Source organism: Oceanobacillus alkalisoli (assembly GCF_022213125.1).
In the GTDB taxonomy this organism is placed as follows: Bacteria; Bacillota; Bacilli; order Bacillales; family Amphibacillaceae; genus Oceanobacillus; species Oceanobacillus alkalisoli.
The window spans coordinates 1-24909 of sequence record NZ_JAKNRA010000008.1 but is presented as its reverse complement, the minus strand read 5'-3'; the positions used below and the strand labels follow the sequence as shown (position 1 = coordinate 24909).

25 protein-coding genes, 3 pseudogenes, 1 riboswitch and 1 other annotated feature are annotated in these 24909 nt (G+C 38.4%); of the genes and pseudogenes, 10 read left to right on the top strand and 18 right to left on the bottom strand.

Going from position 1 to position 24909, the window contains the following annotated elements:
* Positions 1 to 23: 23 nt before the first annotated feature.
* Entirely contained in the window at positions 24 to 413 is a 390-nt protein-coding gene (locus tag L3V42_RS11015; RefSeq protein ID WP_235762824.1) for an EamA family transporter, read from the top strand.
* Positions 414 to 444: 31 nt separating this feature from the next.
* On the opposite strand, the gene L3V42_RS11010 is transcribed toward L3V42_RS11015, so the two are convergent.
* From L3V42_RS11010 to L3V42_RS10985, 7 genes and pseudogenes are all read right to left on the bottom strand, one after another.
* Positions 445 to 1170, bottom strand: coding sequence for a transposase (locus L3V42_RS11010; protein ID WP_238471989.1), 726 nt, complete (start codon positions 1168 to 1170; stop codon positions 445 to 447).
* 8 nt (positions 1171 to 1178) lie between these two features.
* Positions 1179 to 1583: a helix-turn-helix domain-containing protein gene (locus L3V42_RS11005; protein WP_439651889.1), complete on the bottom strand. Its 405-nt coding sequence runs from the start codon at positions 1581 to 1583 to the stop codon at positions 1179 to 1181.
* Positions 1557 to 1640: pseudogene (locus L3V42_RS18645) on the bottom strand (hypothetical protein); the annotation flags it as partial. The gene L3V42_RS11005 and the pseudogene L3V42_RS18645, both read right to left, overlap by 27 nt.
* 345 nt (positions 1641 to 1985) lie before the next feature.
* Positions 1986 to 2429 carry a hypothetical protein gene (locus L3V42_RS11000; RefSeq protein ID WP_238471987.1) on the bottom strand — a complete coding sequence of 148 codons (444 nt, stop codon included), beginning with the start codon at positions 2427 to 2429 and terminating at the stop codon, positions 1986 to 1988.
* Positions 2426 to 2731: a PadR family transcriptional regulator gene (locus L3V42_RS10995; protein ID WP_235762820.1), complete on the bottom strand. Its 306-nt coding sequence runs from the start codon at positions 2729 to 2731 to the stop codon at positions 2426 to 2428. Before L3V42_RS10995 ends, L3V42_RS11000 begins: the two co-directional genes overlap by 4 nt.
* A 399-nt stretch (positions 2732 to 3130) precedes the next feature.
* The gene (locus L3V42_RS10990; protein ID WP_235762819.1) at positions 3131 to 3544 is read right to left on the bottom strand and encodes a universal stress protein; all 414 of its coding nucleotides are present in this window, start codon (positions 3542 to 3544) and stop codon (positions 3131 to 3133) included.
* A gap of 12 nt (positions 3545 to 3556) precedes the next feature.
* Entirely contained in the window at positions 3557 to 4966 is a 1410-nt protein-coding gene (locus L3V42_RS10985) for a SulP family inorganic anion transporter (RefSeq protein ID WP_235762818.1), read from the bottom strand.
* 210 nt (positions 4967 to 5176) lie between these two features.
* Between L3V42_RS10985 and L3V42_RS10980 the strand changes: the two genes are divergently transcribed.
* The 3 genes from L3V42_RS10980 to L3V42_RS10970 all read left to right on the top strand — a co-directional run bounded on the left by L3V42_RS10980 (position 5177) and on the right by L3V42_RS10970 (position 8547).
* Positions 5177 to 6382 carry a Bcr/CflA family efflux MFS transporter gene (locus L3V42_RS10980; protein ID WP_238472054.1) on the top strand — a complete coding sequence of 402 codons (1206 nt, stop codon included), beginning with the start codon at positions 5177 to 5179 and terminating at the stop codon, positions 6380 to 6382.
* A gap of 513 nt (positions 6383 to 6895) precedes the next feature.
* Positions 6896 to 7432 carry an OmpA family protein gene (locus L3V42_RS10975; RefSeq protein WP_235762817.1) on the top strand — a complete coding sequence of 179 codons (537 nt, stop codon included), beginning with the start codon at positions 6896 to 6898 and terminating at the stop codon, positions 7430 to 7432.
* Positions 7433 to 7623: 191 nt separating this feature from the next.
* Positions 7624 to 8547 (top strand): glycine betaine ABC transporter substrate-binding protein, encoded by a 924-nt coding sequence (locus tag L3V42_RS10970; RefSeq protein WP_235762816.1) that lies wholly within the window; start codon positions 7624 to 7626, stop codon positions 8545 to 8547.
* A 926-nt stretch (positions 8548 to 9473) separates the two neighbouring features.
* Here the strand turns inward: L3V42_RS10970 and L3V42_RS10965 are convergent.
* The 7 genes from L3V42_RS10965 to dacB form a co-directional block, all read right to left on the bottom strand.
* A complete protein-coding gene (locus L3V42_RS10965; RefSeq protein WP_238471986.1) occupies positions 9474 to 9929 on the bottom strand; it encodes a DUF3278 domain-containing protein in 456 nt (151 codons plus the stop codon).
* Positions 9926 to 10126 (bottom strand): helix-turn-helix transcriptional regulator, encoded by a 201-nt coding sequence (locus L3V42_RS10960; RefSeq protein WP_235762814.1) that lies wholly within the window; start codon positions 10124 to 10126, stop codon positions 9926 to 9928. Before L3V42_RS10960 ends, L3V42_RS10965 begins: the two co-directional genes overlap by 4 nt.
* A gap of 182 nt (positions 10127 to 10308) precedes the next feature.
* Positions 10309 to 10773 carry a 6,7-dimethyl-8-ribityllumazine synthase gene (ribH, locus tag L3V42_RS10955; RefSeq protein WP_238471985.1) on the bottom strand — a complete coding sequence of 155 codons (465 nt, stop codon included), beginning with the start codon at positions 10771 to 10773 and terminating at the stop codon, positions 10309 to 10311.
* Positions 10774 to 10802: 29 nt separating this feature from the next.
* A complete protein-coding gene (ribB, locus tag L3V42_RS10950; protein WP_369412886.1) occupies positions 10803 to 11435 on the bottom strand; it encodes a 3,4-dihydroxy-2-butanone-4-phosphate synthase in 633 nt (210 codons plus the stop codon).
* On the bottom strand, positions 11428 to 12084 hold the full coding sequence (gene ribE, locus L3V42_RS10945; protein ID WP_238471984.1) for a riboflavin synthase: 657 nt from the start codon (positions 12082 to 12084) through the stop codon (positions 11428 to 11430). The genes ribB and ribE overlap by 8 nt, the downstream gene beginning before the upstream one ends.
* Before the next feature lie 346 nt (positions 12085 to 12430).
* Positions 12431 to 12578: riboswitch (FMN riboswitch) on the bottom strand.
* Positions 12579 to 12673: 95 nt separating this feature from the next.
* Positions 12674 to 13462 carry a MerR family transcriptional regulator gene (locus L3V42_RS10940; RefSeq protein ID WP_238471983.1) on the bottom strand — a complete coding sequence of 263 codons (789 nt, stop codon included), beginning with the start codon at positions 13460 to 13462 and terminating at the stop codon, positions 12674 to 12676.
* A gap of 488 nt (positions 13463 to 13950) precedes the next feature.
* The gene (gene dacB / locus L3V42_RS10935; protein WP_238471982.1) at positions 13951 to 15486 is read right to left on the bottom strand and encodes a D-alanyl-D-alanine carboxypeptidase/D-alanyl-D-alanine endopeptidase; all 1536 of its coding nucleotides are present in this window, start codon (positions 15484 to 15486) and stop codon (positions 13951 to 13953) included.
* A 296-nt stretch (positions 15487 to 15782) separates the two neighbouring features.
* On the opposite strand from dacB, the gene L3V42_RS10930 reads away from it, so the two are divergent.
* A complete protein-coding gene (locus tag L3V42_RS10930; RefSeq protein ID WP_238471981.1) occupies positions 15783 to 16409 on the top strand; it encodes a metal-dependent hydrolase in 627 nt (208 codons plus the stop codon).
* Between the two features lie 73 nt (positions 16410 to 16482).
* Here L3V42_RS10930 and L3V42_RS10925 read toward each other — a convergent pair.
* Positions 16483 to 16873: pseudogene (locus L3V42_RS10925) on the bottom strand (OsmC family protein).
* A 185-nt stretch (positions 16874 to 17058) separates the two neighbouring features.
* On the opposite strand from L3V42_RS10925, the gene L3V42_RS10920 reads away from it, so the two are divergent.
* From L3V42_RS10920 to L3V42_RS10900, 5 genes and pseudogenes are all read left to right on the top strand, one after another.
* Positions 17059 to 17226, top strand: coding sequence for an aldo/keto reductase (locus L3V42_RS10920; RefSeq protein ID WP_438822759.1), 168 nt, complete (start codon positions 17059 to 17061; stop codon positions 17224 to 17226).
* Between the two features lie 148 nt (positions 17227 to 17374).
* Positions 17375 to 17851, top strand: coding sequence for an HIT family protein (locus tag L3V42_RS10915; protein WP_238471980.1), 477 nt, complete (start codon positions 17375 to 17377; stop codon positions 17849 to 17851).
* A gap of 308 nt (positions 17852 to 18159) precedes the next feature.
* The gene (locus L3V42_RS10910) at positions 18160 to 18513 is read left to right on the top strand and encodes a VOC family protein (protein WP_235762806.1); all 354 of its coding nucleotides are present in this window, start codon (positions 18160 to 18162) and stop codon (positions 18511 to 18513) included.
* 104 nt (positions 18514 to 18617) lie between these two features.
* Positions 18618 to 18884, top strand: a binding site (T-box leader).
* 57 nt (positions 18885 to 18941) lie between these two features.
* A pseudogene (gene metG, locus L3V42_RS10905) lies at positions 18942 to 20585 on the top strand (methionine--tRNA ligase).
* Positions 20586 to 20608: 23 nt separating this feature from the next.
* Positions 20609 to 21160, top strand: coding sequence for a GNAT family N-acetyltransferase (locus L3V42_RS10900; protein WP_235762804.1), 552 nt, complete (start codon positions 20609 to 20611; stop codon positions 21158 to 21160).
* Positions 21161 to 21249: 89 nt separating this feature from the next.
* Here L3V42_RS10900 and L3V42_RS10895 read toward each other — a convergent pair whose 3' ends face one another.
* From L3V42_RS10895 to L3V42_RS10885, 3 genes are all read right to left on the bottom strand, one after another.
* On the bottom strand, positions 21250 to 23094 hold the full coding sequence (locus tag L3V42_RS10895) for a monovalent cation:proton antiporter family protein (protein WP_235762803.1): 1845 nt from the start codon (positions 23092 to 23094) through the stop codon (positions 21250 to 21252).
* A gap of 240 nt (positions 23095 to 23334) precedes the next feature.
* Entirely contained in the window at positions 23335 to 24279 is a 945-nt protein-coding gene (locus L3V42_RS10890; protein ID WP_238471979.1) for a cation diffusion facilitator family transporter, read from the bottom strand.
* A gap of 17 nt (positions 24280 to 24296) precedes the next feature.
* Positions 24297 to 24632: an ArsR/SmtB family transcription factor gene (locus L3V42_RS10885; RefSeq protein WP_235762855.1), complete on the bottom strand. Its 336-nt coding sequence runs from the start codon at positions 24630 to 24632 to the stop codon at positions 24297 to 24299.
* Between the last annotated feature and the right edge of the window lie 277 nt (positions 24633 to 24909).

Here is a 24909-nt window from a genome sequence, read left to right as displayed (position 1 = left end):
GTTTAATTGGATTATTGTAATGGGTGTGGATTGCCTTCTACACACTTTATGCTCGTAAATTACTCGATCTTTATTCCTCGGTAACCGTTGTAGGATGGGCGATGTTGATTGCGGGAGTTTGTATGAATTTTGTCCATCCTGTATGGAAAGTTGATGTACAGGATTCGTCATTTGTAACTGTAATTGTTTTAGCTTTTACAATAATCTTCGGAACAACCCTCGCTTTTTGGATGTTTATTAAGAGTTTGGAGTATTTAGAGGCGAAGGAAACAACTTTGCTTGGGACGGTGGAACCTTTAACTGACGTAGTAAGCAGTATCATTTGGCTGAACCTGCCATTTGGGGCTTGGCAGGTTGTCGGAATGATTTTAATTTTAGTTCTCGTCGTTTATTTATCGATAGGGAAAAAATAAAGGGTAATCGGAAAATAGTGTGGAAAGAGGGTTAAAAAGTACCCTCTTCCATAGCTTTAATCAGTGTGGAAAAATCAGCACCATAAATTTCTTCATACACCCATTCATAACCAGTTTGTGACCAATTTGGGAATTGGTCTGGTAACATTTTTCCGAAAGTAACTTCAACTTCTTTAAATTTCTTTTTCTTTTTAACTTTACGATAGCCTTGAGTAAACAAAATTTTTGCTCTAAGGGCTTCAAAAGAGTAACCACGACCAACATGGTTCATTGTCTTAATTAAACGATTTAGGGACTCCGTATAAGCGTTTGTAATAGGAAAATCGAAGTAATTGAATATTTCTTCTTCCCAATTATTCATAGCCTTAATCAGATCTTCAAAATAAGTCATTAATTCTTTAGATACATTTGAAAGCCAATTTTGATAGAGTTTATAAGCATTGTTGATTGATTCGGCTTCATAGATGTCAAAGAATTTCTCTTTAAGTTCATAAGCCTGCCCAAGCAGTGGAAAGTTTTGAGTCCATATTTGTAGCTTTATCTGGTCATCAAAGTCTATTAAGTCTTTACTCCTTGTAAGAAGCACATAACGATCTCTCATAAGTTGTCTGCGTTCTTTTGCTGACACATTTTGACGGTTAGCTTTTCGGATTTTCTCTAAGGATTCATTGGCTAATTTAACGACATGGAATTTATCAATAACGATTTTGGCATGTGGTATCACTGTGTTAACAGCATTCTTATATGGATTCCACATATCCATTGCTACAAGTTCAATTTTTCAATGTCTTGGAGCTTTGAAAGGTAACTGATAACAGTATCCTTATTACGTTTCCGTAAGATGTCAATTACTGACTTGTTTTCAACATCAGTGATGACACAACGATAGTTTTTAAGCAAATGGACTTCATCAATACTAAGCCATTTAGGAGTTCTAAAATCAGTTTGAGCTTCAAGCTCATCAACGTAGTCATTAAAGATGTTTCGTACAGTTTTCTCATCAACACCAATCTCTTCTGCAACACTGGTAAACATCTTTTCAAGGCTTGCTTCTTTAATCCAATAAATTAGCCTATTAGTAACAGAACGATTGACATCCATATCTGGCAGATTTTCAAAAAATGTTTCATTACATTCCCTACATTTATATCGTTGGCGATTGACATAAATACCAACACGTTTTGCATGCATTGGCAGGTCGAAAAATAACTGTTGTTTCTTACCATGTTTATATAAGTTTGCAACGGTACCTCACTTTGAATAATGTGAAGGAGATAGAGCAGTAGTCTCAACTAAGAATCTATAATCATACTTTCTTTCATATCCAGAATATTAAAGTTTGGTAGATTAATCATATTGGTTAACATTAATACTATCCTTTACTAATTTATCGTTTCTAAATTAAAAAAGGTATGTCAAATTTCTATTTGAATTTCAAAATTAATAAAACAAAAAAAGAATCCACTTTGAGAGGCTTGGTTCAAAAATGGATTCTTCCTAAAAATCATTTATACTTGTCTGTGAGGGAAAGAACCGTACAACTCTTTAGTAACACAATGTTTGATTACTTAATTAATTTGCTAAGACTAAAAATGTTACAAAAAAGATTGCATAAGATCCCATTAAACCAACTGATATTTTAGCTAACCTTGTTTTAATTGAAAAGGCTGGTATAATTCCAACTTTAAACATATTCACTATTAAAACAACAATCGCTAAGAAAAATGATAACATAGCGACTATCAACGCAATTTGTTCCAACAAAATAACCTCCCTTAACGATATCAATTTTGAAATAATAAGGACATTAATTAAGCTAATTAAAGCTAATACTTGACTCATACGAAATCCATAAATCTCCCTTTCCCTTAGTTCTATGTGCCAAGCATCAATTACGCCTAAAAGCAAGTCAAATATTGTTTTAAATGACATGTCTGTTTGTTTTAATACCTCAATTAACTCATTGCCATATCGTCTTCTCCAGCTTTTAGGATACAGATAAATAAACCACTTCATGCTAAACCAAGCCTTTTCATACCAAGTGAGGTAACTTTTTGAATTTCTTTAATTTGCTCAGTTAAATATATTTGTCCTTCCTCTGTCAGTTTGTAAGGCTTTTTACGGTCTTGTGATTCAAGGACACTTATATACCCTGCTTTCTCTAAACGTGAAATTGCTCCGTATAATGTACCTGGGCCTAACTTGATGTCATAATTTTTTTCAATGTCCTCCATAATTGCATAGCCGTGACGTTTTTTTTCAGCAAGACTTATTAATATCAATAACGAAGGTTCCGAAAATCTGTTTTTCTTAACCACGTTCCCACTCCTCCCTTCCAATAATTATTACGTTCAGCGTTATATCGTATAACGTAATAGTAAACTATATTTGAGATAATGTCAATAAAATAAATTAATTCGTGTTAAGTTATATCGTTAAAAGTATTTCCACACGATTATCCGATTTAGTATTATGTAAAAATTAAACTTTAATATGGGTTTTCCACACGATAATCCGAATACCCAAAATAAATTAATGAATTTCATAATACGTATTTAATGCTTCACCATCACCATATGTAGTTGAGTTGGTTCGTTCCCAACTACATATGATGATGGAAAAGCCGACTTTGGTAATTATGAAATTCATTCAAATAATAAAACATTATAAAAAATAGCTGTTCTTATCGTGTGTTTCTGATAAGAACAGCTATTTTTTTACTTGACAATGGTCACCGGACAGTTTACGTGTTTCATTACTTTATGACTGACACTTCCAAGAATCATTTCTTGAAATGTATTTAATCCTCGGCTCCCGATAATAAGTTGCTGTACTTCTTCTTTGTTGACATGTTTAATGATTTCAGCGCTTGGATTTCCTTTTAATATCGTCATCTTTGCTTCCACACCCTTTGATTTTGCGAGTTCAGTAGCTGGATGTATCTTTTGTTCCCGTTTAAGTGCCAGTCCTTCAGGATTTTGCGAAAGAAGATAGTCATCCTTCGCTTTGTTATAATCAACAACATGTAGAAATTCAAGCTCAGCATCGGGTAAGTGGCGGACAAGCATGATAGCATGTTCCACAGCCCGCAATGCATTATCAGAACCATCGATGGCTACGGCAATATTCATTCCCATACCTCCCTATATGAGTTGATGGTACAATTGTTCACTTGATGCATTCAGTCCTTTAATGTGGACGGTCGTTCCATTTTGTTCTAGCTTTTGCTGGACTTTAATAATTGCACCTACCGCTGATTCATCCCACAACTGACTGTCTGCGAAATTAATGGTGATTTCTTTTGCATTAACATCGTCGAATGCTTTAATGAATTTAGTCGTGGAAGCGAAAAACAGTGGACCTTTCACATGAAACGCTTGACCTTTTTTCGTAACGGATACTCTTGAAACTTTCGCAACAAAAATAAGTGAGCTTAAAATAACACCAACAACTACACCAATCGCCAAGTTGCTTGTATATAATATAATTGCAACTGTCGCGAGCATGACAAAGGATTCGGATTTAGGTGCCTGCTTCAGAAATTTAAATGAACTCCAGTTAAATGTCGTAGCACTTACCATAATCATGATACCTACAAGAACTGGCATTGGAATAATCGCGACTAAATCTCCTAATACAAGGATGAGAAACATAAGGAAAACCCCTGCCGTAAAGGTCGACAATCTTCCTCTCCCGCCCGATTTTACATTAATAACAGATTGTCCAATTAATGCACAGCCTGCCATTCCGCCAAGAAATCCTGTGAAGATGTTGGCAACACCTTGGCCTCTTGCTTCTTTATTTTTATTACTAGGCGTGTCTGTCATGTCGTCCAACACTTGTGCTGTAAGGAGTGATTCTAACAGACCGACAACAGCGAGAGCTAAAGAGTACGGTAAAATAATTTTAAGTGTCTCAAGCGTCAGTGGTATGTCTGGAAATAAGAAGACGGGCAATGTATCCGGCATCGTTCCTAAGTCCCCAATAGTCTGCATGCTTGCACCACTTATGATCGCAATGATTGTCATAACGACAATTGCAATGAGCGGAGCAGGTATTGCTTTAATAAAGCGCGGAATGACATACACTAAAGCCAGTGTAATGATGGCGAAGATATATGTAGCAGCATTTCCACCAATCAAGTAAGGCATTTGAGCGAGGAAAATCATAATTCCAAGAGCATTTAAAAAGCCGAGCATGACCGAGTTTGGGATAAAACGCATGAGATTCGCGACGCCAAATAGTCCTAGAAAAATTTGAATGATCCCAGTCAAAATGGTCGCAGCTAATAAATACTCGAGGCCGTGGTTGGCAACCAAGCTGACAATGACTAATGCCATTGCTCCAGTAGCAGCTGATACCATGGCTGGACGTCCACCGGCAAATGCGATGACTACTGCCATAACAAAAGAGGCATAGAGCGCCACTCGCGGATCAACTCCTGCAATGAATGCAAAAGCTAATGCTTCAGGTATAAGCGCAAGACCGACGACAATTCCTGCCAGAAGATCTGCTCGAATATTCCCAAACCACTGTTGTTTAATTGTATGCATTTGATACTCCTTTCATTTAGTGGATTAATGGATTTAGTTTACCATGTTTTGAAAGGATGAGGTAGTAAACCAGTCTGGTTGTTGCTCAGTTGTTTAATGAAGCCGGGCTTTTCCTTTTTAAAATTTTATCAGGTGTGATACATTATCCATGTTATTTGTTTTAAGTTTAATAAAAGGAATGAGTAAATGAATTTACAAAGAGAATTAACAATACAACATAATCCTACAGGTTCAACCCGGGTAGGCTTAGCTTTGCTGCTTGGAATGCTGGCATTTTTAGGTCCACTTAATATTGATATGTATTTGCCGAGTTTTCCCGGGATTGCTCAGGAATTTAATACAAGTGCTTCCCTTGTACAAGCAAGTTTAACCGCATGTTTATTAGGGCTTGCAGTTGGTCAATTAGTTGTTGGCCCGATTAGCGATGCCCAAGGGAGACGGAAGCCATTATTAATTGCAACAACACTATTTGGCTTAGCTTCGGTTCTCTGTGCGTTAGCGCCGAGTATAATGGTCTTAATCGCAGCACGATTTTTACAAGGACTAACTGCTGCAGCGGGAGTTGTTCTTTCGCGTGCTGTCGTCCGAGATGTATTTAGTGGACCAGAGCTAACCAAGTTCTTTTCATTGTTAATGGTGATAAACGCTGTTGCTCCGATGATGGCTCCAATGATTGGCGGGTTTATTTTGTCGTTTGAGTCAACAAATTGGAAGAGTATTTTTTATTTATTGGCCTTGATCGGCTTTATCATGGTTGTCATTGTCGCTTTGAACCTTAAAGAAACCTTGCCTCCTGAAAATCGGATTCCAAGCTCAGTTGGTGCTTCGTTAAAAACGATGGGAAGTTTATTTACGGATCGCTCGTTTATCGGTTATGCTTTAGTTGTTGGATTTATTCACGGTGGCAGTTTTGCATATGTGTCAGGGACGCCATTTGTTTACCAGGGTATCTACGGGGTATCCCCGCAAGTATTTAGTGTGTTATTTGGAATCAATGGCTTGGCAATTATTACGGGAAGCTTTCTAATCGGGCGTTTCAGTGGTATGATCCCGGTGAAAAAAATGCTTCAGTCTGCAGTCATCGTTGCGCTTTCTGCAACATCTTTATTGCTTATCATGACGATTATCAAAGGTCCTTTAGCTGCCATTGTCTTTTTGATTTTTATTTATATGATCACGATGGGAATGATTACGACAAGTACATTCACATTAGGGATGAGAGAGCAAGGACATCGGGCTGGAAGTGCGAGTGCGGTACTTGGAATGCTTCCTTTATTGCTCGGCTCTCTATGCTCTCCGCTCGCAGGTATCAATGAGGCGTCGGCTGTTCCGATGGGGTCAATCATGTTTACAACAACTCTGATTGGGTTTACTGTGTTCTTTACAATTGTGAGAAAAGATAAGACAGAAGAATAAGCTTTAACTTTGTTATGACTCCATCACTCTAATGAGGAGGTATCTATGCAAAGGAATAAGAAATTTATTATTCTCGGTGTTGTCTGGACGATCGTATTTGCTGGGATGAGTTTTTATTGGGCGCTGGGTGGGAATGCTTAGTGCCCGTTTCACCCGGCGGAGAATTATATTAGATTTGTTGTTAGTGTTCGTGCTTATGGGTATCCTTATGGAGGCTACGTAACGAGTACGATACTGGTCGTCGGAGAAAACGGTGAAATTAATGATTCGATTGCATTTGACGAAACATTTTACGAGCAGCATAAAAATGAACCGATACGATTGGAATTACGATTCGATCCGTCGTCGATTTCTTCCTTACATGAAAAGAGCGATGAGTTACAATCTATATATGGGAGAAACTGGAGAAAAGATGGGACGTTCTATATGCCGGTTTAATATAAGTCGTTGACCGATGAAGGATTTATTAGAATATATGCTCAATCGGGATTCAATCCTCCGCGCGGCAGCGCTGTGCTTGATGCATACGGAGAAGAATTTGAGAACGTAAAAGGTGATATTGTAAAGCTGCGTTACGAGGATCAGACGGAACAGGTGATTGAGTTGATCATCCCCTTAAAACCAGAATATGAAGATGCCCCGGACGATATCGATGTAACCAAGGATGGAGAAGAAATCAAGCTTATTTTATCTGACGAAATCCTATTTGAGTTTGGGGAAAGTGATGTTACTGGAGAGGGAGAGCAAGTTATTCAGGAGATTGCAGATTGGCTTGAGAGTGATGATTACGCAGGACTCATTAAAATCCATTGTCCCACGGATAATGTGAGTGGAAATGATATCAACCAGCCACTTTCTGAAGACCGGGCTGAAAATGTTCATGCGTTGTTTCTCTCCAATTTGAAAAATGATTCTGTATTTGAATTTGAAGTAGAAGTAGAAGGTTTTGGACAATATGAGCCGATAGCAACAAATGAAGAAACAGATGAGGGAAGGCAACGTAACCGCCGGGTAGAAATACTATTGCAAGGAGAAGCCGCAGAAAAATAAGAGGTATCAAGTGTTTGATAACTGATAATTCAAACATGGATGGAATTTGCACGATTTATTACGATAAGCCCACTGAACTATCTTGAATCATTAATATGGCGGAAAATCACGATATTAGAGCATTGCTCTAAATGTTTTTCTATTATATTATCGTCCTATTATTTGAAAAAAATCTGGAATAGGAAGAGGGTTTGCTTAAAACAATGAACTGGATAAGAGAGAAAGGGATTATTTTAATAAGTATGTTCGTTTTACTTCTGCTCGCAGCATGTCAGGGTGAATCTGAGGATAGTGATTCTACTGCTGAAGAAGGGGAAGAAAATTCTGCATCTGAACTCACGGAAATTGTCGGGATTGATCCTGGGTCTGGAACGATGAATATTGCTGCAGAAACGGTCGAAGCATACAATTTGGACTTGGAGCTGCTGCCGAGTTCAGAACCAGCGATGTTAACAGAACTTCAAGGTGCGATTGCGAATGAGGAGCCGATTGTGGTAACACTATGGGAGCCGCATTGGATGTTCAGTGAATATGATTTGAAATTCTTAGAGGATCCACAAGGTACATTAGGTGAATCGGAAAATATTCATACGATGGTACGACATGGGCTTGAGGAGGACCAGCCAGCAGCTTACCAGTTTCTCGATAATTTCTTCTGGGAAGTAGATGACATGAATGAAGTCATGTCCAAATTTGGCCAAAGCGATGAAGTAGAACCACGAGAGGCTGCAGAAGAATGGATTGCAGATAACCGGGACAAAGTCGAAGTTTGGACGGAAGGGATCGAACCAGTTGATGGAGAGACTATTGAATTAGGCTATGTGAATTGGGATACGGAACTATCATCAACGAATGTTGTTGCTTTAATGCTTGAAGAATTAGGTTACACGGTCGAATTGACTCCACTTGATATGGGTATCGCATTCGAAAGTCTTTCAGAGGAAGAAATCGATGGCATGCTTATCGCTTGGCTTCCAGTAGGAGCTGCTACTTATGCCGAACAATATAAAGATGACATTGTTGACTTAGGTCCGAACCTGGAAGGGGCCCAGCAAGGATTCGTCGTCCCGGGTTATATGGATATTGATAGTATTGAAGAATTGCCGACGAAGTAAGGGGCTTGTCACCTTACTCGATTTTGGTGAATGATGTGGTGGAAGGTCAGATGTAATATCTGGCCTTTTTAGATTACCTATTTTGCTATCTAAGTTGAACTAAATGCTTTAACAAAGTTGTATTAGCAATTATGATTTGGCAGGGGATGTTTCTCTATGAGACACAATCGGTTCTGAATGTGTGTACTTGTCTTATAGAAGCACTCTATTAGATAGAATCGACTCTAAGTTAAGGAAAATGTCTCATAGGAGCGTTCTAGCAGACAAATTCAGCTCTAAATCCGTGAACTTGTCCCGTAAGAGAGTCCTGTTAGACAAATTCAGCTCTAAATCTCGGAACTTGTCCCGTAAGAGAGTCCTGTTAGACAGATTCAGCTCTAAATCCGTGAACTTGTCCCGTAAGAGAGTCCTGTTAGACAAGATTAGCTCTAAATCCGTGAAGTTGTCCCGTAAGAGAGTCCTGTTAGACAGATTCAGCTCTAAATCTCGGAACTTGTCCCGTAAGAGAGTCCTCTTAGACAAATTCAGCTCTAAATCCGTGAACTTGTCCCGTAAGAGAGTCCTGTTAGACAAATTCAGCTCTAAATCCGTGAAGTTGTCCCGTAAGAGAGTCCTGTTAGACAAGATTAGCTCTAAATCCGTGAACTTGTCCCGTAAGAGAGTCCTGTTAGACAGATTCAGCTCTAAATCTCGGAACCTGTCCCGTAAGAGAGTCCTCTTAGACAGATTCAGCTCTAAATCCCGGAACCTGTCCTGTAAGAGAGTTCTATTAGACAAAATAAACTCCAAGTCCACAAAACCGTCTTATAAAAGAGTTCTTCAGACAAAAACAAACATGAATCTAAATATACTTCAGTTCATAATAAAAAATTTAAAACACACTTTTTCGTCTTAACAGACTGAAGAAAATGCGTTTTTTTCCAAGATTATAATAGTTTCTTATTTTTCTTATAAGAACGATTTAAGGAGATGTAACTAGATAAAAAACATACTGTACTGACACTTATCAATAAACCTAAAAGTTCACCCCATTTATGGAGACTCGAAGGTATATTAACGAAAATCAAGTATAATGCCAAAAAAATAACAACAAATCCAATTGTTCTAACGGATATATTTCTTAACTCTTTTTTGTAAGCATGCTTTGTAGCAATATCCGTATATTCAATCCCTGCTATCATATATCTTCCTGTTACATAAAAGAGGAAGATGGCAATGGCTGCGAGTAAGACAGTTTCCGCTTCCAGATTAAAAAAGTTGTTGCAGATCATCATTACAATGAGGGAAAGAAAAAGAATAATTGCTCCTTCTGCGTAAAAATAGAGCATCTTTTTTTCCTTGTATTCATCATCCGGTAATAAAAAAGATATCCAAGATTTCATTCCGTATCGACCTCCCAAAATAATTCATCCAATGTTTTGTTAAGTGACTTTGCTAAATTAATACAGAGCTGGAGACTCGGGTTATATTCGCCTTTTTCAATGAGCCCAATTGTTTGCCTGGTGACGCCAACCTCGCGCGCGAGCTGCGCCTGTGTCATGGAATTTTTAATTCGAGTTAATTTTACGTTATTTTTCATTTGTAAACCCACTTTAGATGTAAGATATAGTTTGCCTTTGTAATTTATATCTTACATTAGGAGGGGGAGAATGTCAATTGCAAGATGAATTACTTAAAGACTGGAGGAGAATCTGAATGTTTATGTTATAAAAAAAGAACTCTCCAAATCAAAACGTGGAGAGCTCTTTATGCAACTGATCATTAAATCTGCTTCATCAAATTCGCCATCTCAATAGCCGCTGTTGCAGCATCCCAGCCTTTATTTCCGGCTTTCGTACCAGCCCGTTCAATGGCCTGTTCAATCGTGTCTGTTGTAATGACACCAAAAATGGCTGGAATTCCTTCTTGCATATTAATTGCAGCTACACCTTTAGCCACCTCATTACACACATAATCAAAATGCGGGGTAGAGCCACGAATGACGGTACCAAGCGTAATAACCGCATCATATTTTTTAGATGCAGCTAACTTTTTCGCGACAACAGGAATTTCAAAAGCTCCTGGCACCCATGCGACATCAACATCCTGTTCGTTTACCCCATGCCTGCGCAGGGCATCTTCTGCTCCGGCGAGCAGCTTGCCAGTGATAAAATCATTAAATCTCCCAACGACAATTCCAATTTTTAAATCCGTTCCTACCAAATGACCTTCGAAAATATTACTCATTTCTCTTCTCCTTTATTTTTCGTATTGTATTAGACTAGCGTTTCTCTTTTCTTTCGATATTCCACTAAATCCTTAATTGTCAAGATCACTAAATCAAAGCGTTCGGCAGTTTCTTTCAGTTGTTCACCGCGCGCCATTGTTCCATCTGGATTCATAATTTCGCAAATGACTCCAACTGGTTCCGCATCAGCAAGCTTAGCTAGATCAACTGCAGCTTCAGTATGACCAGGTCGCTCGACTACACCGCCAGCTTTTGCAATAAGCGGAAAAATATGGCCAGGTTTATTGAAGTCAGCTGCTTTAGCTTCAGAATCTAACATTTCTAAAATTGTTGTTGAACGTTCAAATGCTGAGATTCCGGTATGTGTGGAAACATGATCAATCGACACAGTGAATGCAGTCCGGTAAGGGTCTGTATTCTCCGGTGCCATTAAAGGTAAGGAAAGCTGTTCTGCTTTTTCCTCTTCAATAGGGACACAAATCAACCCTTTTCCTTCGCTTGCCATAAAGTTAATCATTTCCGGTGTTGCAAATTTACCTAAAGCTAAAAAGTCTCCTTCATTTTCTCGGTCTTCATCATCTACTACAATAATTGCTTTGCCATTCTTCAATACCTCAATCGCTTGCTCTACCGTTGCGTACAATTTATTCACCTCATCCATCTAAAAATCCATTTTCGGCTAGTGTAGCCTTTGTAATTCCATTCGTTGCTGGTTGTTCTGATCTTTTGGCAAGTAAATTTTCCATATATTTCGCGAGCATATCGCATTCGATATTCACGAAATCACCAAGCTGTTTCCCACCAATAACCGAGTCTGCCTGTGTGACAGGGATTAGGGAAATGACAAATCCATGCTCTGTAATTTCAAAGATGGTTAAAGAAGTGCCATCAACTGTGACAGATCCTTTATCGATAAAATATTTCAGCAATTGCTTATCTGTCTTGATTTCCATGTATTTTGCATTTTCATGACTGCGAACAGAAATGATTTCACCTGTGCCATCGACATGTCCACTGACAAAATGACCGCCAAATCGACCGTTTGCTGCCATTGCCCGCTCTAAATTAACAGGGCTTCCGATCTGTAACGTCTGGAGAGTCGTCGCCTTAACTGTTTCCGGCATGACGTCAGCTGTGAAATAAGCGGGTCCATATTCATTAACGGTTAAACATACACCATTTACGGATATACTGTCTCCGGAATTTACATCGGACAGGACAGTTTTGCAAGTGATTTTAAATTGTAATGAATTGGGATTACGCTTAATCGATTGGATTGTTCCAATTTCTTCCACAATTCCAGTAAACAATGAAATAAAACCTCCTTTTAGAGATCGCTTTGCTCTTTGTGTTTTGTGTATAAATATATTTGAATTCTTTCCACCGCGGGGCGTTTGGGTGGTAAGGAAAGAGTTTGATTGGAGTACGGTTATATAAAAACATGCATGTCAGAACATGAAATACGGAAATATGCGAGGGTGCATAGTAGGAATTCCGTTTATTCTTGCATGTAGCCATTAGGAGTAAGGCTTGTAATTTTTTACCGTATCAATAAAAAATGCTCGATTGAATGATTCCTCTATATTAATTTACTTGCTGCAGCTCCTTTCTATTTTAAAAGAGAGAATACGAGAATCGGCATCGCATATATTTTCACAATAACTTCTCCCATCCAGACTGTAACTGTCGGTGCTGGAATTACACCAGCTCCACCGTCTCCTAAAAGAGAGTACGGGTCACGGACTTACAAGCACGAAGCTTGAACACCGCCGGTAAGGATTTTCACCTTGCCCCGAAGTTATTGGAAAATATTATACTTCTATTAAAATATCATGTCTGAGAAAATGTGGCAACTAGATAAACTTATTTGGGGAAATGGAAATACGCACTTCTCTAACTCTATTCCTCACTATCCTTGTACAGGGCTTCCATCTCCTCACCAATTTTCATTAAATAGGATTCTTGTTCAGGAGTTAGCATGGTAGGAAACTGAAAATCCATTATCTCTTGATCCATTAACTCCTGCGCCTTTTCGAGTTCGATTGCAAACGCTTCTTTATCCTCAACATGTCTTGTTGCCAGTTCGGTTAGTTCCATTAGTAATTCAAAAGCTTCTGGTGAATTTGCAGGGACACTATCCTGCATCAATTTTTCTAGCTTAGCTAGCCAATCGAGCATTTCTACGTCCAGCTTTTGTTGATATTCCTTTGGAAGGGAAAAGTATTTCTCAGCTACCTTTTCCGGGAGATACTCTTTTGCCCATTCCTTTAAATCTTCCTCGTGTTCGATTTGAAAAAGTAGAGAACTTAACACTGTCCAATTGACCGCTATTCCTTCCTTGAGCAAATTCTGTACTCGCTCCACAGCTTCTATGGATCGATTTAACTCATCCCGCTTTTCGGTTAAAAGCTTGTGCTGCCAGGGTAATGATTTCTCAAGCTGTGCTGCAACCTCAATTTCATCTTTTATGAACTCTTTAATCTCCTGTAGTGGGTAACCGAGAAATTTCATTGATTGAATTTGTTGCAGTTTCGCGAGTTCATTTAATCCGTAAAGTCTGTGGCCTGATTCATTTCTTTCAGTTGGTACGAGTAACCCTAACTCTTCATAAAACCGTAATGTACGTACAGTTATTCTGGCTCGTTTGCTGAACTCACGGATTGAAAACTTGGGTGTTTCTTGATTCATAAGGAAATCCCTCCATCTTATTGTTAATTATAAGTTATCATGTGACGTAACGGAGGGGGCAAGAGGGAACGTGTTTAAAAAAGGAATGTGATAACAAAAACGAATGGATAAGGTGATGGCAATCGGGGAGTGAGATAAACGGATCCAATCGACTGTCTTGGGAAATTGCAAGCTCGTTTGGTTGATTAGGGTGCGTATAAACAACCGATGCCAGCTGTATCTAACGTGTTCAGTAGATGAGAAGGCTCCTAAACGACTGATTGGCTTATTCTTCATGTGTTGCAGTCGATAATAAGGTGTTTAATCGACTACATGTATTCCTCTCTTAACTTTTTGGTCGATAACGGAACATCTAAACTACTGAAAAGACCCTCCGCATCGTCACATAAGGCGATAAGAATACTTATAAACTACCAAAATCAGCTCCCTCTTCACGGCCTTAGAAATTAACAAAAAAATGGACATGCGCGGGAACGCATGTCCACCGATCACTCCAGAAATTCATGCCCAGCTAGCACCATTACGATTTCATTTTCAATTTCCTGTATAGACTCACTCGAACCTAAATGATTATTAAGCAAAATAGAAAAAATAAGTTTCTCCCCATCTAGACTTGTCACATAACCAGACAGGGTGGATACCCCTGTAATCAAGCCTGTTTTAGCTTTTACATTTCCTTTGGCGGGTTCTTTAGTCAGCCGATTCCGCAGTGTTCCGCCTATCAATCTGTCCGTTTCTCCAGCAACGGGCAGGGAGTACTCAAATACGTCAAACCAGTTCTCGCTCTGAATATTATATAAAATATGCGTGATATTATTTGCTGAAATCAGTGTCTTATGCGACATTCCTGAACCGTCACGAAGGAGGAAGGATTCTCGCTCTACACCAATTTCCGTCACGACATCTTCTATTACTTCAAGTCCCTTATCCCAAGTGCCTGTCCCACGCATTACTTTCCCCATTTCCTTCGTTAAAGCTTCTCCAAGCCCATTATTGCTTAATTTCATAAAAGGAATGAGCAACTCAGAAAGTGGGATAGATTTTTTGCTAGCAACGACCTGAGCTTGTTCAGGAGTTGCTCCCGACATATTACGAGATTCATCTGTAAATTGAATTCCCTGTTCAGCTAGAGCGTCACGGAATACGGCAAGGACATACCCGGTTGGTTCCCATACCGAGACCCAGGAACGTGACAACGTTCCATTTACAGGCATCGTTCCTTCTACGATAATACGATTCGTCCCATGCTCTCGTTCAATTGAAATATCTTGTGCCCCTCCTGCTTGCACGAGCTGTGTCTGATTTACAATATTAACATAATCCGTTTCAGGACTTACCCGAACCTGAGCTTTTCCTTCTGTACTTTCGGAGGGCATCACATCAACAATCACTGTTCCAGCATCATAATCTTCATTCGGTGAAAGTGTTAAAGCAGAAACTTGAGCTCCAGTATGAAATGGCTCATCCGACCAGTTCAAGTCCTGAGAAAGTCGCACATCATCGTACCATGTATCGTCACCAACTAGGTCGCCATCGATGGTTTCAATCCCTTGGGCTTTCAGTTCTCTAGCAAATTGATTGAGATCAGACTTTAATAATGTCGGGTCTCCTTTTCCTTTTATAAACAAATTACCATGTAATGTATTCCCATTCAGCTCTCCATCTGATAAAATTTCAGTTTGGAACTGATAATCAGACCCAAGCGTTTCTAAAGCAGCAGCTCCAGTAAGTAATTTCATATTGGACGCCGGGTGAAGGCGAATGTCTCCATTATGGGAATATAATAAATCTCCATTCGCAGCTTGTTTCACAGTGACTCCAACGACAGCTCCGTCAAGCTGTTCATTTTCTAAAAGGCTATTGATTTTTTCTTCCAACGTTTTATTTTCAGCCAGCGTCATTGAATGATCCTCCTTTGATGCTTCTAAGAACAAGGGTTCCTCCGGGAATACGGACGGAAGACTTGCAACAATTATAATAACGATGAAAAACAGCATCATTTTAAGAAAGGGTTTTGATTTCATGTATCCACATCCTATTTCAATATCGAACGAGTAAAAGAAGTATGTCCATTATTGAATTATATCCGGGTGAGCTGAAAATTATGATGGTGAGAGGTGCAGGATAAAAAAGTTTTTGTTTTGTAGTAAAATAAATGTATTAATGAATTTCATAATACGTATTTAATGCTTCACCATCACCATATGTAGTTGAGTTGGTTCGTTCCCAACTACATATGGTGATGGGAAAGCCGACTTTGGTAATTATGAAATTCATTCGAATGCATAAAAAATAACAACGCAGATAAAGGAGCAGCAAGATGAATGGTACAGCACATGCAACAGTTGGCGGAGCAATAGGCTTCGTTGCAGCAAATATGGTTCAGGCAGATCCTTCCGTAACCATTCTGTTAATCGGGTTAGGGAGTGTTTCGGCTTTAGTTCCAGACTTGGACATTGATGGGAAGCTACGTGGAAAAATTACTTTATCCCATAAATTCGTGCGGTCGATTGCACAGCTTATTGGGCTATTAATGATTATTTACAGCTTTTTTGAGGGGGAAGATAATCGGCAATACCTGGGAATGGGAATAGGACTTGCCATGCTGGCAATCTCTTCAAAGTTAAAACAGAAGCATATGCTCACACTCACAAGTGTAGGAGTCATTGCTGGAGGTATTTCGCTTCAGGAAATTTGGTTGATTCTCTTTGGAATCTACATGCTAATTGCTTCATTTGTTCCCCATCGAAGTTATACCCATTCGATAATCGGAGTGATATTCTTTAGTTATATTGCACTGAAGCTGGATGAGTCTCTTGGAATACAGGGTGTTTATTATACATGTCTTGCCGGTTATATTAGCCACTTGATTACGGATAGCAAGTTCCTTCCGTTCAATGATCGGGGAATCAAATTATTACTGCCGTTATCATCGAAGGACTTTTAAAAGATACATAGAAAGTTATTGCCCCCATATCAACAAATATGGGGGACAATAAAATAATTTCTGAGTTTAACTATTAATCACGCGGAGATTTCAGGTGCACTTCTTCTGTTACCGCAATGCTATCTACTACAGATTGCAGCATTGCACAGTTTTTACGTGTAAGCTGAATCGCTTTTTCAGCTTTCTTCTGTGGAATATCTTCAGCTTTTATCGTGTAAATCAAGTGGATTTTTTCAATCCGATTTGCTTTTTCCTCATTTCGTGTTACTTCCGCCGATTGTAATATCATCATATGACAAGCGCATTTTTTCGAGTATATTTCTTAACACGCCACCACTGCAACCAACGATAGAAGAAATCATTAATTGAAACGGTCGATAACCATATTCACTCTGCCCCGATACTTTTAGATCACCAAATTCAAAGCTTGACTCAAATCCATGTTCATTCATCTTAAACTTCAATTTTTTCCCTACCTTCAATATATATTCACACATTCATCGATTATAATATAAAAGTGTGAAAATTGTATTAAAATGATAAGCATATTTTTAAAAAGAAGTATTTACAAAAAACGGAATTAACGTATCATAAAGGTGTGAAGGAGGAATTTACTATTTTAATCCTTTTTGGCCTTTTAATCTTATGTATGACGATTATTTTATTTTTGATTCTATGTGTGCAAGTCATTATTTATCGCAGTGCTGAAAAGGAATTATTGCCATATGCAACGGATAACAATATTTCGTTTGTTCAATTTTTCCCGCTTGTAGCTGGGTTACTGACCGGGAAATATAGTAAGGATGCTAGGGTCTGATGTGATTGGGACTTATACGGATAAAGCTGGTGAAGCGAAAATAATTCTTGAGAAAGCGTTGTGATCATGGTTGCCATTTCAATGAGACAGTAATGGACCAATAGCTATAAATAAAAAAATGGTAAAGACTTATAGGAGCTAGAGACATATGATAAAACCAATAACACATATGCCAAAAGGATATGAATGCCCATTTTGCCGAGTCATATCGGGTCTAGATGTACCTAATAATGGAACAAAACAAGAAGATGTGATATTCAAAAATGATTATGTAACCGCCTTCATAGCTAGTAAATGGTGGCCAAATAATAAAGGACACGTTCTAATTGTGCCTAATCAACATGTTGAAAACATATATGAACTTCCTAAAGAGTATGCAGGCGAAATTCATCAAGCCGCTCAAATTGTTGCCTTTGCAATGAAAGATACATATCGTTGTGATGGTATTACCACGCGACAACATAATGAGCCAGCAGGAAGTCAAGATGTTTGGCATTATCACCTCCATGTTTATCCGAGATATAAGCGAGATTTTTTTTACCTGACAAGAGGATTGCAAACAAAGCCCGAAAAAAGGGCAATTTATGCAGAGAAGCTGAAGAAGTGGATAGAAGCCCATCTATAATAAATAATAGTTTTGACGAGGCGGTATGGTAGATAATGAATATAACAATTGAGAAATTACGAGAGTCAGATGATGAGAAGTTATTTGCGTTTGAGCTTGAAAACAGAGCTTATTTTGAGAGAAATGGTACCAAGTTAATGAATTTCATAATACGTATTTAATGCATCACGATCACCATATGTAGCTGAGTTGGTTCGTTCCCAACTACATATGGTGATGGTGAAGCTGACTTTGGTAATTATGAAATTCATTCCATTATTAAATTAATTGGGCTTATCGAAAAGGATATTCACCTAAGGGGGTATTTGATGGAAAATCCTATCTTAAAACAAATTGGAACAGTATTTATCCCAGTAAGCAACATTGAAAAAGCGAGAGATTGGTACTGCGATATCTTAGGAGTAAAAGCAGAAGGGGAAATTCTATTTGACCATCTTTACGTTATTCCTATGGAAGGGACAGGGATTGTATTAGATAGCAAGATTTACTCAGAGGATAGAATATTTAAAACTCCAGCGTTCCATTTCAACACAAAAGATATTGAGGAAGCATTTCATTTTATGAGTAATAAAGGAGTTAATTTAATTACCGAAATTGAACATAATCATTATTTTAATTTTAAAGATCCTGACGGGAATACTTTAATGGTTTGCCAATGTTAATAGTATGTAAACGAGTCCTATAATTAAAATAGAGATTAATTTTGGGTGTTGCTTTAAAATAAAAAATGTGTAAACTATATAATTAAGTATAATAATTATGTATAACAAAAGCATTGATGAGAAGAGTAAATCAATTTAAGTCCTTTACAGAGAGCTTCGGCAGGTGAAAAGAAGCAGGAATAAATTGTTTGAATATGGTCTCTGAGCTGCACAGCTGAACTTGCTGAAAGGGTTAGGCTGTGACGAGAGTTGGCACTCGTTATAAATGTCAGGGTATAAGAACATAAAATCATGTTCCGTACTTGTTGAGGCTGATCATGTGAGTGATTAGTGAATAAAGGTGGTAACACGGGTATAACCTCGTCCTTGGATAATATTTTATCTGGGGATGGGGTTTTTTATATGCATTTTTTTAAGGAGGAAATGAAATGAATGTATTGATTGGTGGAGCTTGGCCTTATGCAAATGGTTCGTTGCACATTGGACACATTGCAAGTTTATTATCTGGGGATATCCTGGCGCGTTATCATAGAATGAAGGGAGATCATGTGCTATACGTCTCTGGCAGTGATTGTAATGGAACACCAATCACAATTAGAGCGAAGCAGGAAGGGGTCAAGCCGGAGGAAATAGCGGATAAATATCATCAGGAGTTTAATGAAAGCTTTAAGAAACTTGGGTTCACTTATGATTGCTATATACGAACAGATGCAAAACGACATCATGAAATTGTTCAAGAGATATTTTTAAAGCTATTAACGAATGGAAAAATCTATAAAAAAGAAGTTGAGCAGGCTTATTGCAATACCTGTGAGCAGTTTTTACCTGATCGATTTGTAGAAGGTCTCTGTCCAAATTGCGGGAAGGAAGCCAGAGGGGATCAATGCGATCATTGTTCAAAAATCTTGGAACCCTTAGATCTGTTAGAAAGAAAATGTAAGGTATGCGAGAAGCCTCCGACAACGAGAAACACAGAACATTTCTATTTCAAATTAAGCGCATTTCAGGACAAGTTGCAGGAATATGTGGAGAATGCCTAAGATAAAAGATTATGGCGTGGTAATGCAATTAGCTTATCGGAGAGATATCTAAAAGAGGGGCTGCCTGATCGGGCAGTATCAAGGGATTTATCAATCGGTGTTCCGGTTCCTGTTACTGGTTATGAAGACAAAAGGATTTACGTGTGGATTGAAGCTGTTTCAGGCTATTATTCTGCTAGTAAAATTTGGGCTGAAAATAATAATAAAGATGATTCTGTTTTTTGGAGTAAAGATACAAAGTCTTATTATATACATGGAAAAGATAATATCCCATTTCATTCCATCATTTGGCCGTCAATATTATTAGGGATCGGGGAAAGTGGATTACCAACGCAGATCATCTCCAATGAGTATGTGACCATTGAGAAGAAAAAGCTATCTACAAGTAAAAATTGGGCAGTATGGATACCTGAAATACTGGAAACGTATCATCCCGACTCGATCAGGTATTTCTTAACGATAAATGCACCAGAGAATCGAGATTCAGATTTTTCGTGGAGAGAGTTCGTCTATAGTCATAATGCCGAATTATTAGGTGCGTACGGAAATTTGATAAATCGTACATTAAAATTTATCGAGAAATCTTTTGGAGGAAACGTGCCCGATGGGGAGGTTGACCATAAGATTAAAGACGACGTTCAAAAGCTGTATCCTCAAATTGGCTCGCTGATTGAAGCTGGTCATTTCAAACAAGCTTTAGAATCACTTTTCGAATTTATCCGTGGAGCGAATAAATATTTCGATACACAAAAACCGTGGGTTCAAGTAAACGAATCTGCTGATGCATGTGCAGATACGTTAATTACTTGTATTTATATCATTGCGAATATAGCACAATTATTAAGTCCATTTCTGCCGTTTTCAAGTGATGAAATTAAGAAGCTCTTACAACTGCCAGCTTTAAAATGGGAACCGTTAGACAAATTAACATCTACAATAGCGAATGTGCATCCGCTTTTTGAAAGACTTGATCTCTCAATGATTGATATAGAGATTAAGAAGTTAAAGCAACAATCATCTTTATTAAATTAAAATTCTATGCTGGAGGGTTATAAATGAAAAAGATAGTATTAGCTCCCCATGATAAAAAATATGCAAAAACAATATCTTCGCTCTCGCAAGCTCCACAGGTTAGGGAATCATTAGGACTGAATAATGATCAAACCTCAATCGATGGAACAATTCAATTTATTGAATTTGTGCAAGAGAATGAACGATTAGGAAAACAATATTCGAGAGTAATCCTGAATGAAAATGATGAGTTAATCGGGGTAATAACCTTAAAAGAAATAGATAACGTGAAAAAGACTTGTCACATCGGTACGTGGATCGGTCATCCTTATTGGGGGAAAGGGTATAATGAATTAGCAAAAGAAGCTATTCTATATACTGCCTTTACAGAACTTAATATGGAATATGTCTTCGCTGGTGCCAAGTTAACTAATATACGCTCTCAAAAAGCGCAGGAAAAGCTTCCTTATGTAAAAATAGATGTACGGTCAGAATTTCCAGATGAATATAAGAAATTGGAGAAACAAGTGGATGACCTTTGCTTGTTGAACGTAATAGAAAAAGCGACATTTCTTGATTGGTATTTAAAAAAATAAATATATTGGTTATACACAATCCGCTGAAGAAAAATAGCGTGATGAAGTCTACACTCAGTATCTCCATCACGCTAAGGGAATAATTCCCTTTATAAATATTCTGCCACTTTTTCCATCGAATCTCCGCTGCCGCTAATAATCAAACGGTCACCTTGTTGTAAAATCGTATCTCCATTCGGTGTAATCGCCCGTTCCCCGCGATAAATGGACAGGATAAGCGTATCACCCAAGAATGGCAGCTTACGAAGCGGTATCCGGTCATATCTCATACCATCTAAAACAAATTCACGAATAATCTCATCATTATCCGTTAATAGACGCACAAGACTCGGACTATGCACCATCGCTTTTAACACCATTTCTCCTGCGAATGCATTCGAATAAATCGCCAATCCCATATCTGTATATTGTTTATTCAATGTCGGCTCTTCAATTCGGATAATGATGTTTTCATAGCCGATTGCATTCGCGTAATTGGCAATCTCCACGTTGAAATTATCATTACTCGTTGCAACTATAATCCCATCGAAGGATTCAAAGAGATTCATTTCGATTAACTTTTCCAACGTCATGTTGTTCATTTCAATGATCGGAAATTCGCTATCTGATTCTGATTTTAACTTCCCTTGCTTCTCGGAAAAAATCGTTACCTTATAATTACTCTTTTGAAAGTTAAGGCTTGCTCGGAGTGCCGCACGGTTAGCACCTATAATAGCTAAGCTTCTTTCTGTTTCCTCTACTTCAGGCAATATTCTTGCATATAATATCGGTGAAGTAAAACAGGTTAAAATCGCAACGAGTACAATCGCGCTGTTCATTCCCTCTGAAATGATTCCCATTTGCAGCGATACGGTAGCGGCCACAATTGCAAGGCTAAGAGTGGATGTCAGTAACATTCCTGAGCTGAACACTTCATTCCAAGAGAACCAGCGTTTAAGAAGCAATGTCGGCAGATTACGTGTCAGGAAAAGAAATATTAACACAACCGGGATGAGCAGCAAAATACTGCGGTTTTCCAGTAAAGAACCGAAATCAAACTCCACCCCAACCATAACAAAGAAGATAGGAATCAAGAATCCATAGCCGAAACTATCTAGCTGATGGACGAACTCTCTGTCTGGTGAAAGCAATGACACAACAACTCCGGCTAAGAAAGCGCCAAGGATATTCTCTACGCCCATTGTTTCCGATAAAGCTACGAATAATAGGATTAATGCAAAGATACCGCGCGTTCCGATTTGCGCTGTCCCTCTTTTTAGCGCATCAATCAATGCCATGTTCGTTTTCTTTCGGTAAAAGTTCAGTATGAAATAAAGCATAAATACGAGGGCAACAAGCAGAATGATCCACCAGACAATCGTCGTGTCTCCGTCTTTTACAGCTAAATAATAAGCAAACAAAATCATCGTGACAAAGTCAGATATGACTGCGATGAGCAATACGGTTTGCCCTAATTTTGTATTCAGCACTTTCCTTTCCTTTAGTACCGGTACGACAACACCTAAGGAAATCGTTGATAAGATAATCGTCATGAAATACGGATCATCAATCATCCCAAGAGAAACAAGTATTAAAGAGAATCCGTAAGCAAGAGCTAACATAAAGACAAAAATAGTACTTGAGACGAGGAAGGGATTAATTTCCTTCGACTTCCCAGAGTTATTCCCCTTCTTCACACGGAAGGAGTTAAAGTCAATTTCCAAACCACTTAAAAACATCAAATATATAAGACCTAAACTGGATAGCAGAGTAAGCCATGCGTTATCGACATCAATCAGATTCAGGCCGCTCTGACCAATGATGATTCCAGCAATAATTTCTGCTACCACAATCGGTATCACTTTTAATTTCAATCGTTCGAGCAGAATTGGAATGAAAAACGCAACACCCGTAACGATCATGAGAGATACAATTGAAGTTGCACCATGTTCCATTTTATAATCCCCCTTTTTTTAAAATAATTGTCAATATAACATGGAATACGCAAAGTTGTAAAGCACTATTAAACAACAGAATAATTCTTTTGTCTAATTTAATCTATCAAGGGGTTTTTTATGTCGGAAACATGAAGAAAAAGAGTCTTGTAAAATAACAATCTGTGTGTCTGATATGTATAATTAATATAAAGTAATTTTAGATTAAAAAGGAAGCCCTTATCTAAAGGACTTCCTTTATTAATGGTGGTGATGTCCCGGTGATTCCGGCTGCATCTTGCAAAGAATTGAATTGTCGTGTAAATGTGCAATTGTCTCTAGCTGAATCGTCATATGGTGAATATTTTGCTGTTCCAAGTCGTGCTCAATCTGGCGGAGCAACGCCTCACTTTCCGCGATGGACATTTCTTCGTCAACAACCGCGTGACAGGAAAGAGCATTTAATCCGCTTGTAATCGACCAGACATGCAAGTCATGAACGCCTTGAACACCGTTAGCATTTTGAATGGTTTTTACCACTTTTTCCATATCCACATTATCCGGTGTTCCTTCCATTAGAACATGGAGTCCCGATTTTGTAACATAGTAACCACTGCGAAGGACGAGGGCAGCGACAATAACGCTTGCGAGCGGGTCCGCCCAGCCCCAGTTAAAGAAAATGATAAGCAGAGCAGCGATAATTGCACCAATCGAACCGAGCATATCACTGATGACATGCAAGTATGCTCCGCGCATATTCAAGTTATCTTCCACATCTCCGCCGCGAAACATGATCCAAGCGACAAGGATATTAATGAACAGCCCAATTATTGCAATGACTAACATCCCTGTTGAAGCAACTTCAGGCGGATTTTGGAAACGTCCGATTGCTTCATAGAAAATATAACCGGCAATGATAATGAGTGTTACACCGTTAAGGACGGCGGCTAATATTTCAAAACGTTTATAACCATATGTTTTACTATAGTTCGCTGCTTTTTCACCGAGTGTAAAAGCGAGTAAGGCAATGCCGAGGGAGATGGCGTCACTTAACATATGACCCGCATCGGCCAGTAAGGCAAGGCTATTTGTAAGAAACCCGCCAACCGCCTCTACAATCATATAGAGAGAAATGATAATAAAACTTATCCGTAAAACTTTTTTATTTGCACCATGCGAATGATCATGTGCATGATTGTGTCCCAATTCAAGTTCCTCCTCCATCAATGATGTAAAGCATGCTTGATTGCTTGCTTCAATAAATTCATAACGTGCTCGTCATCTTCTGAATAATATAAGGTTCTCCCAGCTCTTCTGTATTTAACCAATCGTAAATTTTTCAAGAAACGTAACTGATGGGAGACACTGGATTGGCTTAAATTTAATGTTTCTGCAATATCGTTCACGGAATGTTCCCCTGTACATAATAAATTCAAGATTCGAATGCGTGTCGGATCACTCAATGCTTTAAACGTTTGTGACACGACAAACAATGTCTCTTCATCCAAATGCTCCGTATCTTCCGTAAATAACTGTTCCCGTTCTTGCTCCTCCATCATCATTTCAGCTCCTCCATCTATTCATTAATTCATCTCAATGTATGAACACATGCTCATGTATATAATTTATGATAAAACATATTAAATGTCAAGAAACAAGTCATAAATCCTAGTCAACCTATGCTATGATTTAAGTGGGACATGGGGTCAGTGATATGCTCCCTTTATAGTAGACAGAGAAATAATAAAAGATCTCTACTACTATAAAGGGAGTTTTTATTATGTCTGAGAAAGTAATGAAACACACATTGGATGAAAGGGTTCAAGCTGTATTGTG

Excerpts from the sequence above, each read along its gene's own strand:
- ribB (WP_369412886.1), bottom strand. The coding sequence starts at position 11,435 with ATGGATGAGGTGAATAAATTGTACGCAACGGTAGAGCAAGCGATTGAG.
- L3V42_RS10910 (WP_235762806.1), top strand. The coding sequence starts at position 18,160 with ATGGAAAATCCTATCTTAAAACAAATTGGAACAGTATTTATCCCAGTA.
- L3V42_RS10930 (WP_238471981.1), top strand. The coding sequence starts at position 15,783 with ATGAATGGTACAGCACATGCAACAGTTGGCGGAGCAATAGGCTTCGTT.
- L3V42_RS10900 (WP_235762804.1), top strand. The coding sequence starts at position 20,609 with ATGAAAAAGATAGTATTAGCTCCCCATGATAAAAAATATGCAAAAACA.
- L3V42_RS10985 (WP_235762818.1), bottom strand. The coding sequence starts at position 4,966 with ATGCATACAATTAAACAACAGTGGTTTGGGAATATTCGAGCAGATCTT.
- L3V42_RS10915 (WP_238471980.1), top strand. The coding sequence starts at position 17,375 with ATGATAAAACCAATAACACATATGCCAAAAGGATATGAATGCCCATTT.
- L3V42_RS10895 (WP_235762803.1), bottom strand. The coding sequence starts at position 23,094 with ATGGAACATGGTGCAACTTCAATTGTATCTCTCATGATCGTTACGGGT.
- L3V42_RS10885 (WP_235762855.1), bottom strand. The coding sequence starts at position 24,632 with ATGATGGAGGAGCAAGAACGGGAACAGTTATTTACGGAAGATACGGAG.
- L3V42_RS11000 (WP_238471987.1), bottom strand. The coding sequence starts at position 2,429 with ATGAAGTGGTTTATTTATCTGTATCCTAAAAGCTGGAGAAGACGATAT.
- L3V42_RS10960 (WP_235762814.1), bottom strand. The coding sequence starts at position 10,126 with ATGAAAAATAACGTAAAATTAACTCGAATTAAAAATTCCATGACACAG.
- L3V42_RS10920 (WP_438822759.1), top strand. The coding sequence starts at position 17,059 with ATGACGATTATTTTATTTTTGATTCTATGTGTGCAAGTCATTATTTAT.
- L3V42_RS10965 (WP_238471986.1), bottom strand. The coding sequence starts at position 9,929 with ATGAAATCTTGGATATCTTTTTTATTACCGGATGATGAATACAAGGAA.
- L3V42_RS10990 (WP_235762819.1), bottom strand. The coding sequence starts at position 3,544 with ATGAATATTGCCGTAGCCATCGATGGTTCTGATAATGCATTGCGGGCT.
- L3V42_RS10940 (WP_238471983.1), bottom strand. The coding sequence starts at position 13,462 with ATGAATCAAGAAACACCCAAGTTTTCAATCCGTGAGTTCAGCAAACGA.
- L3V42_RS11010 (WP_238471989.1), bottom strand. The coding sequence starts at position 1,170 with ATGTGGAATCCATATAAGAATGCTGTTAACACAGTGATACCACATGCC.
- dacB (WP_238471982.1), bottom strand. The coding sequence starts at position 15,486 with ATGAAATCAAAACCCTTTCTTAAAATGATGCTGTTTTTCATCGTTATT.
- ribH (WP_238471985.1), bottom strand. The coding sequence starts at position 10,773 with ATGAGTAATATTTTCGAAGGTCATTTGGTAGGAACGGATTTAAAAATT.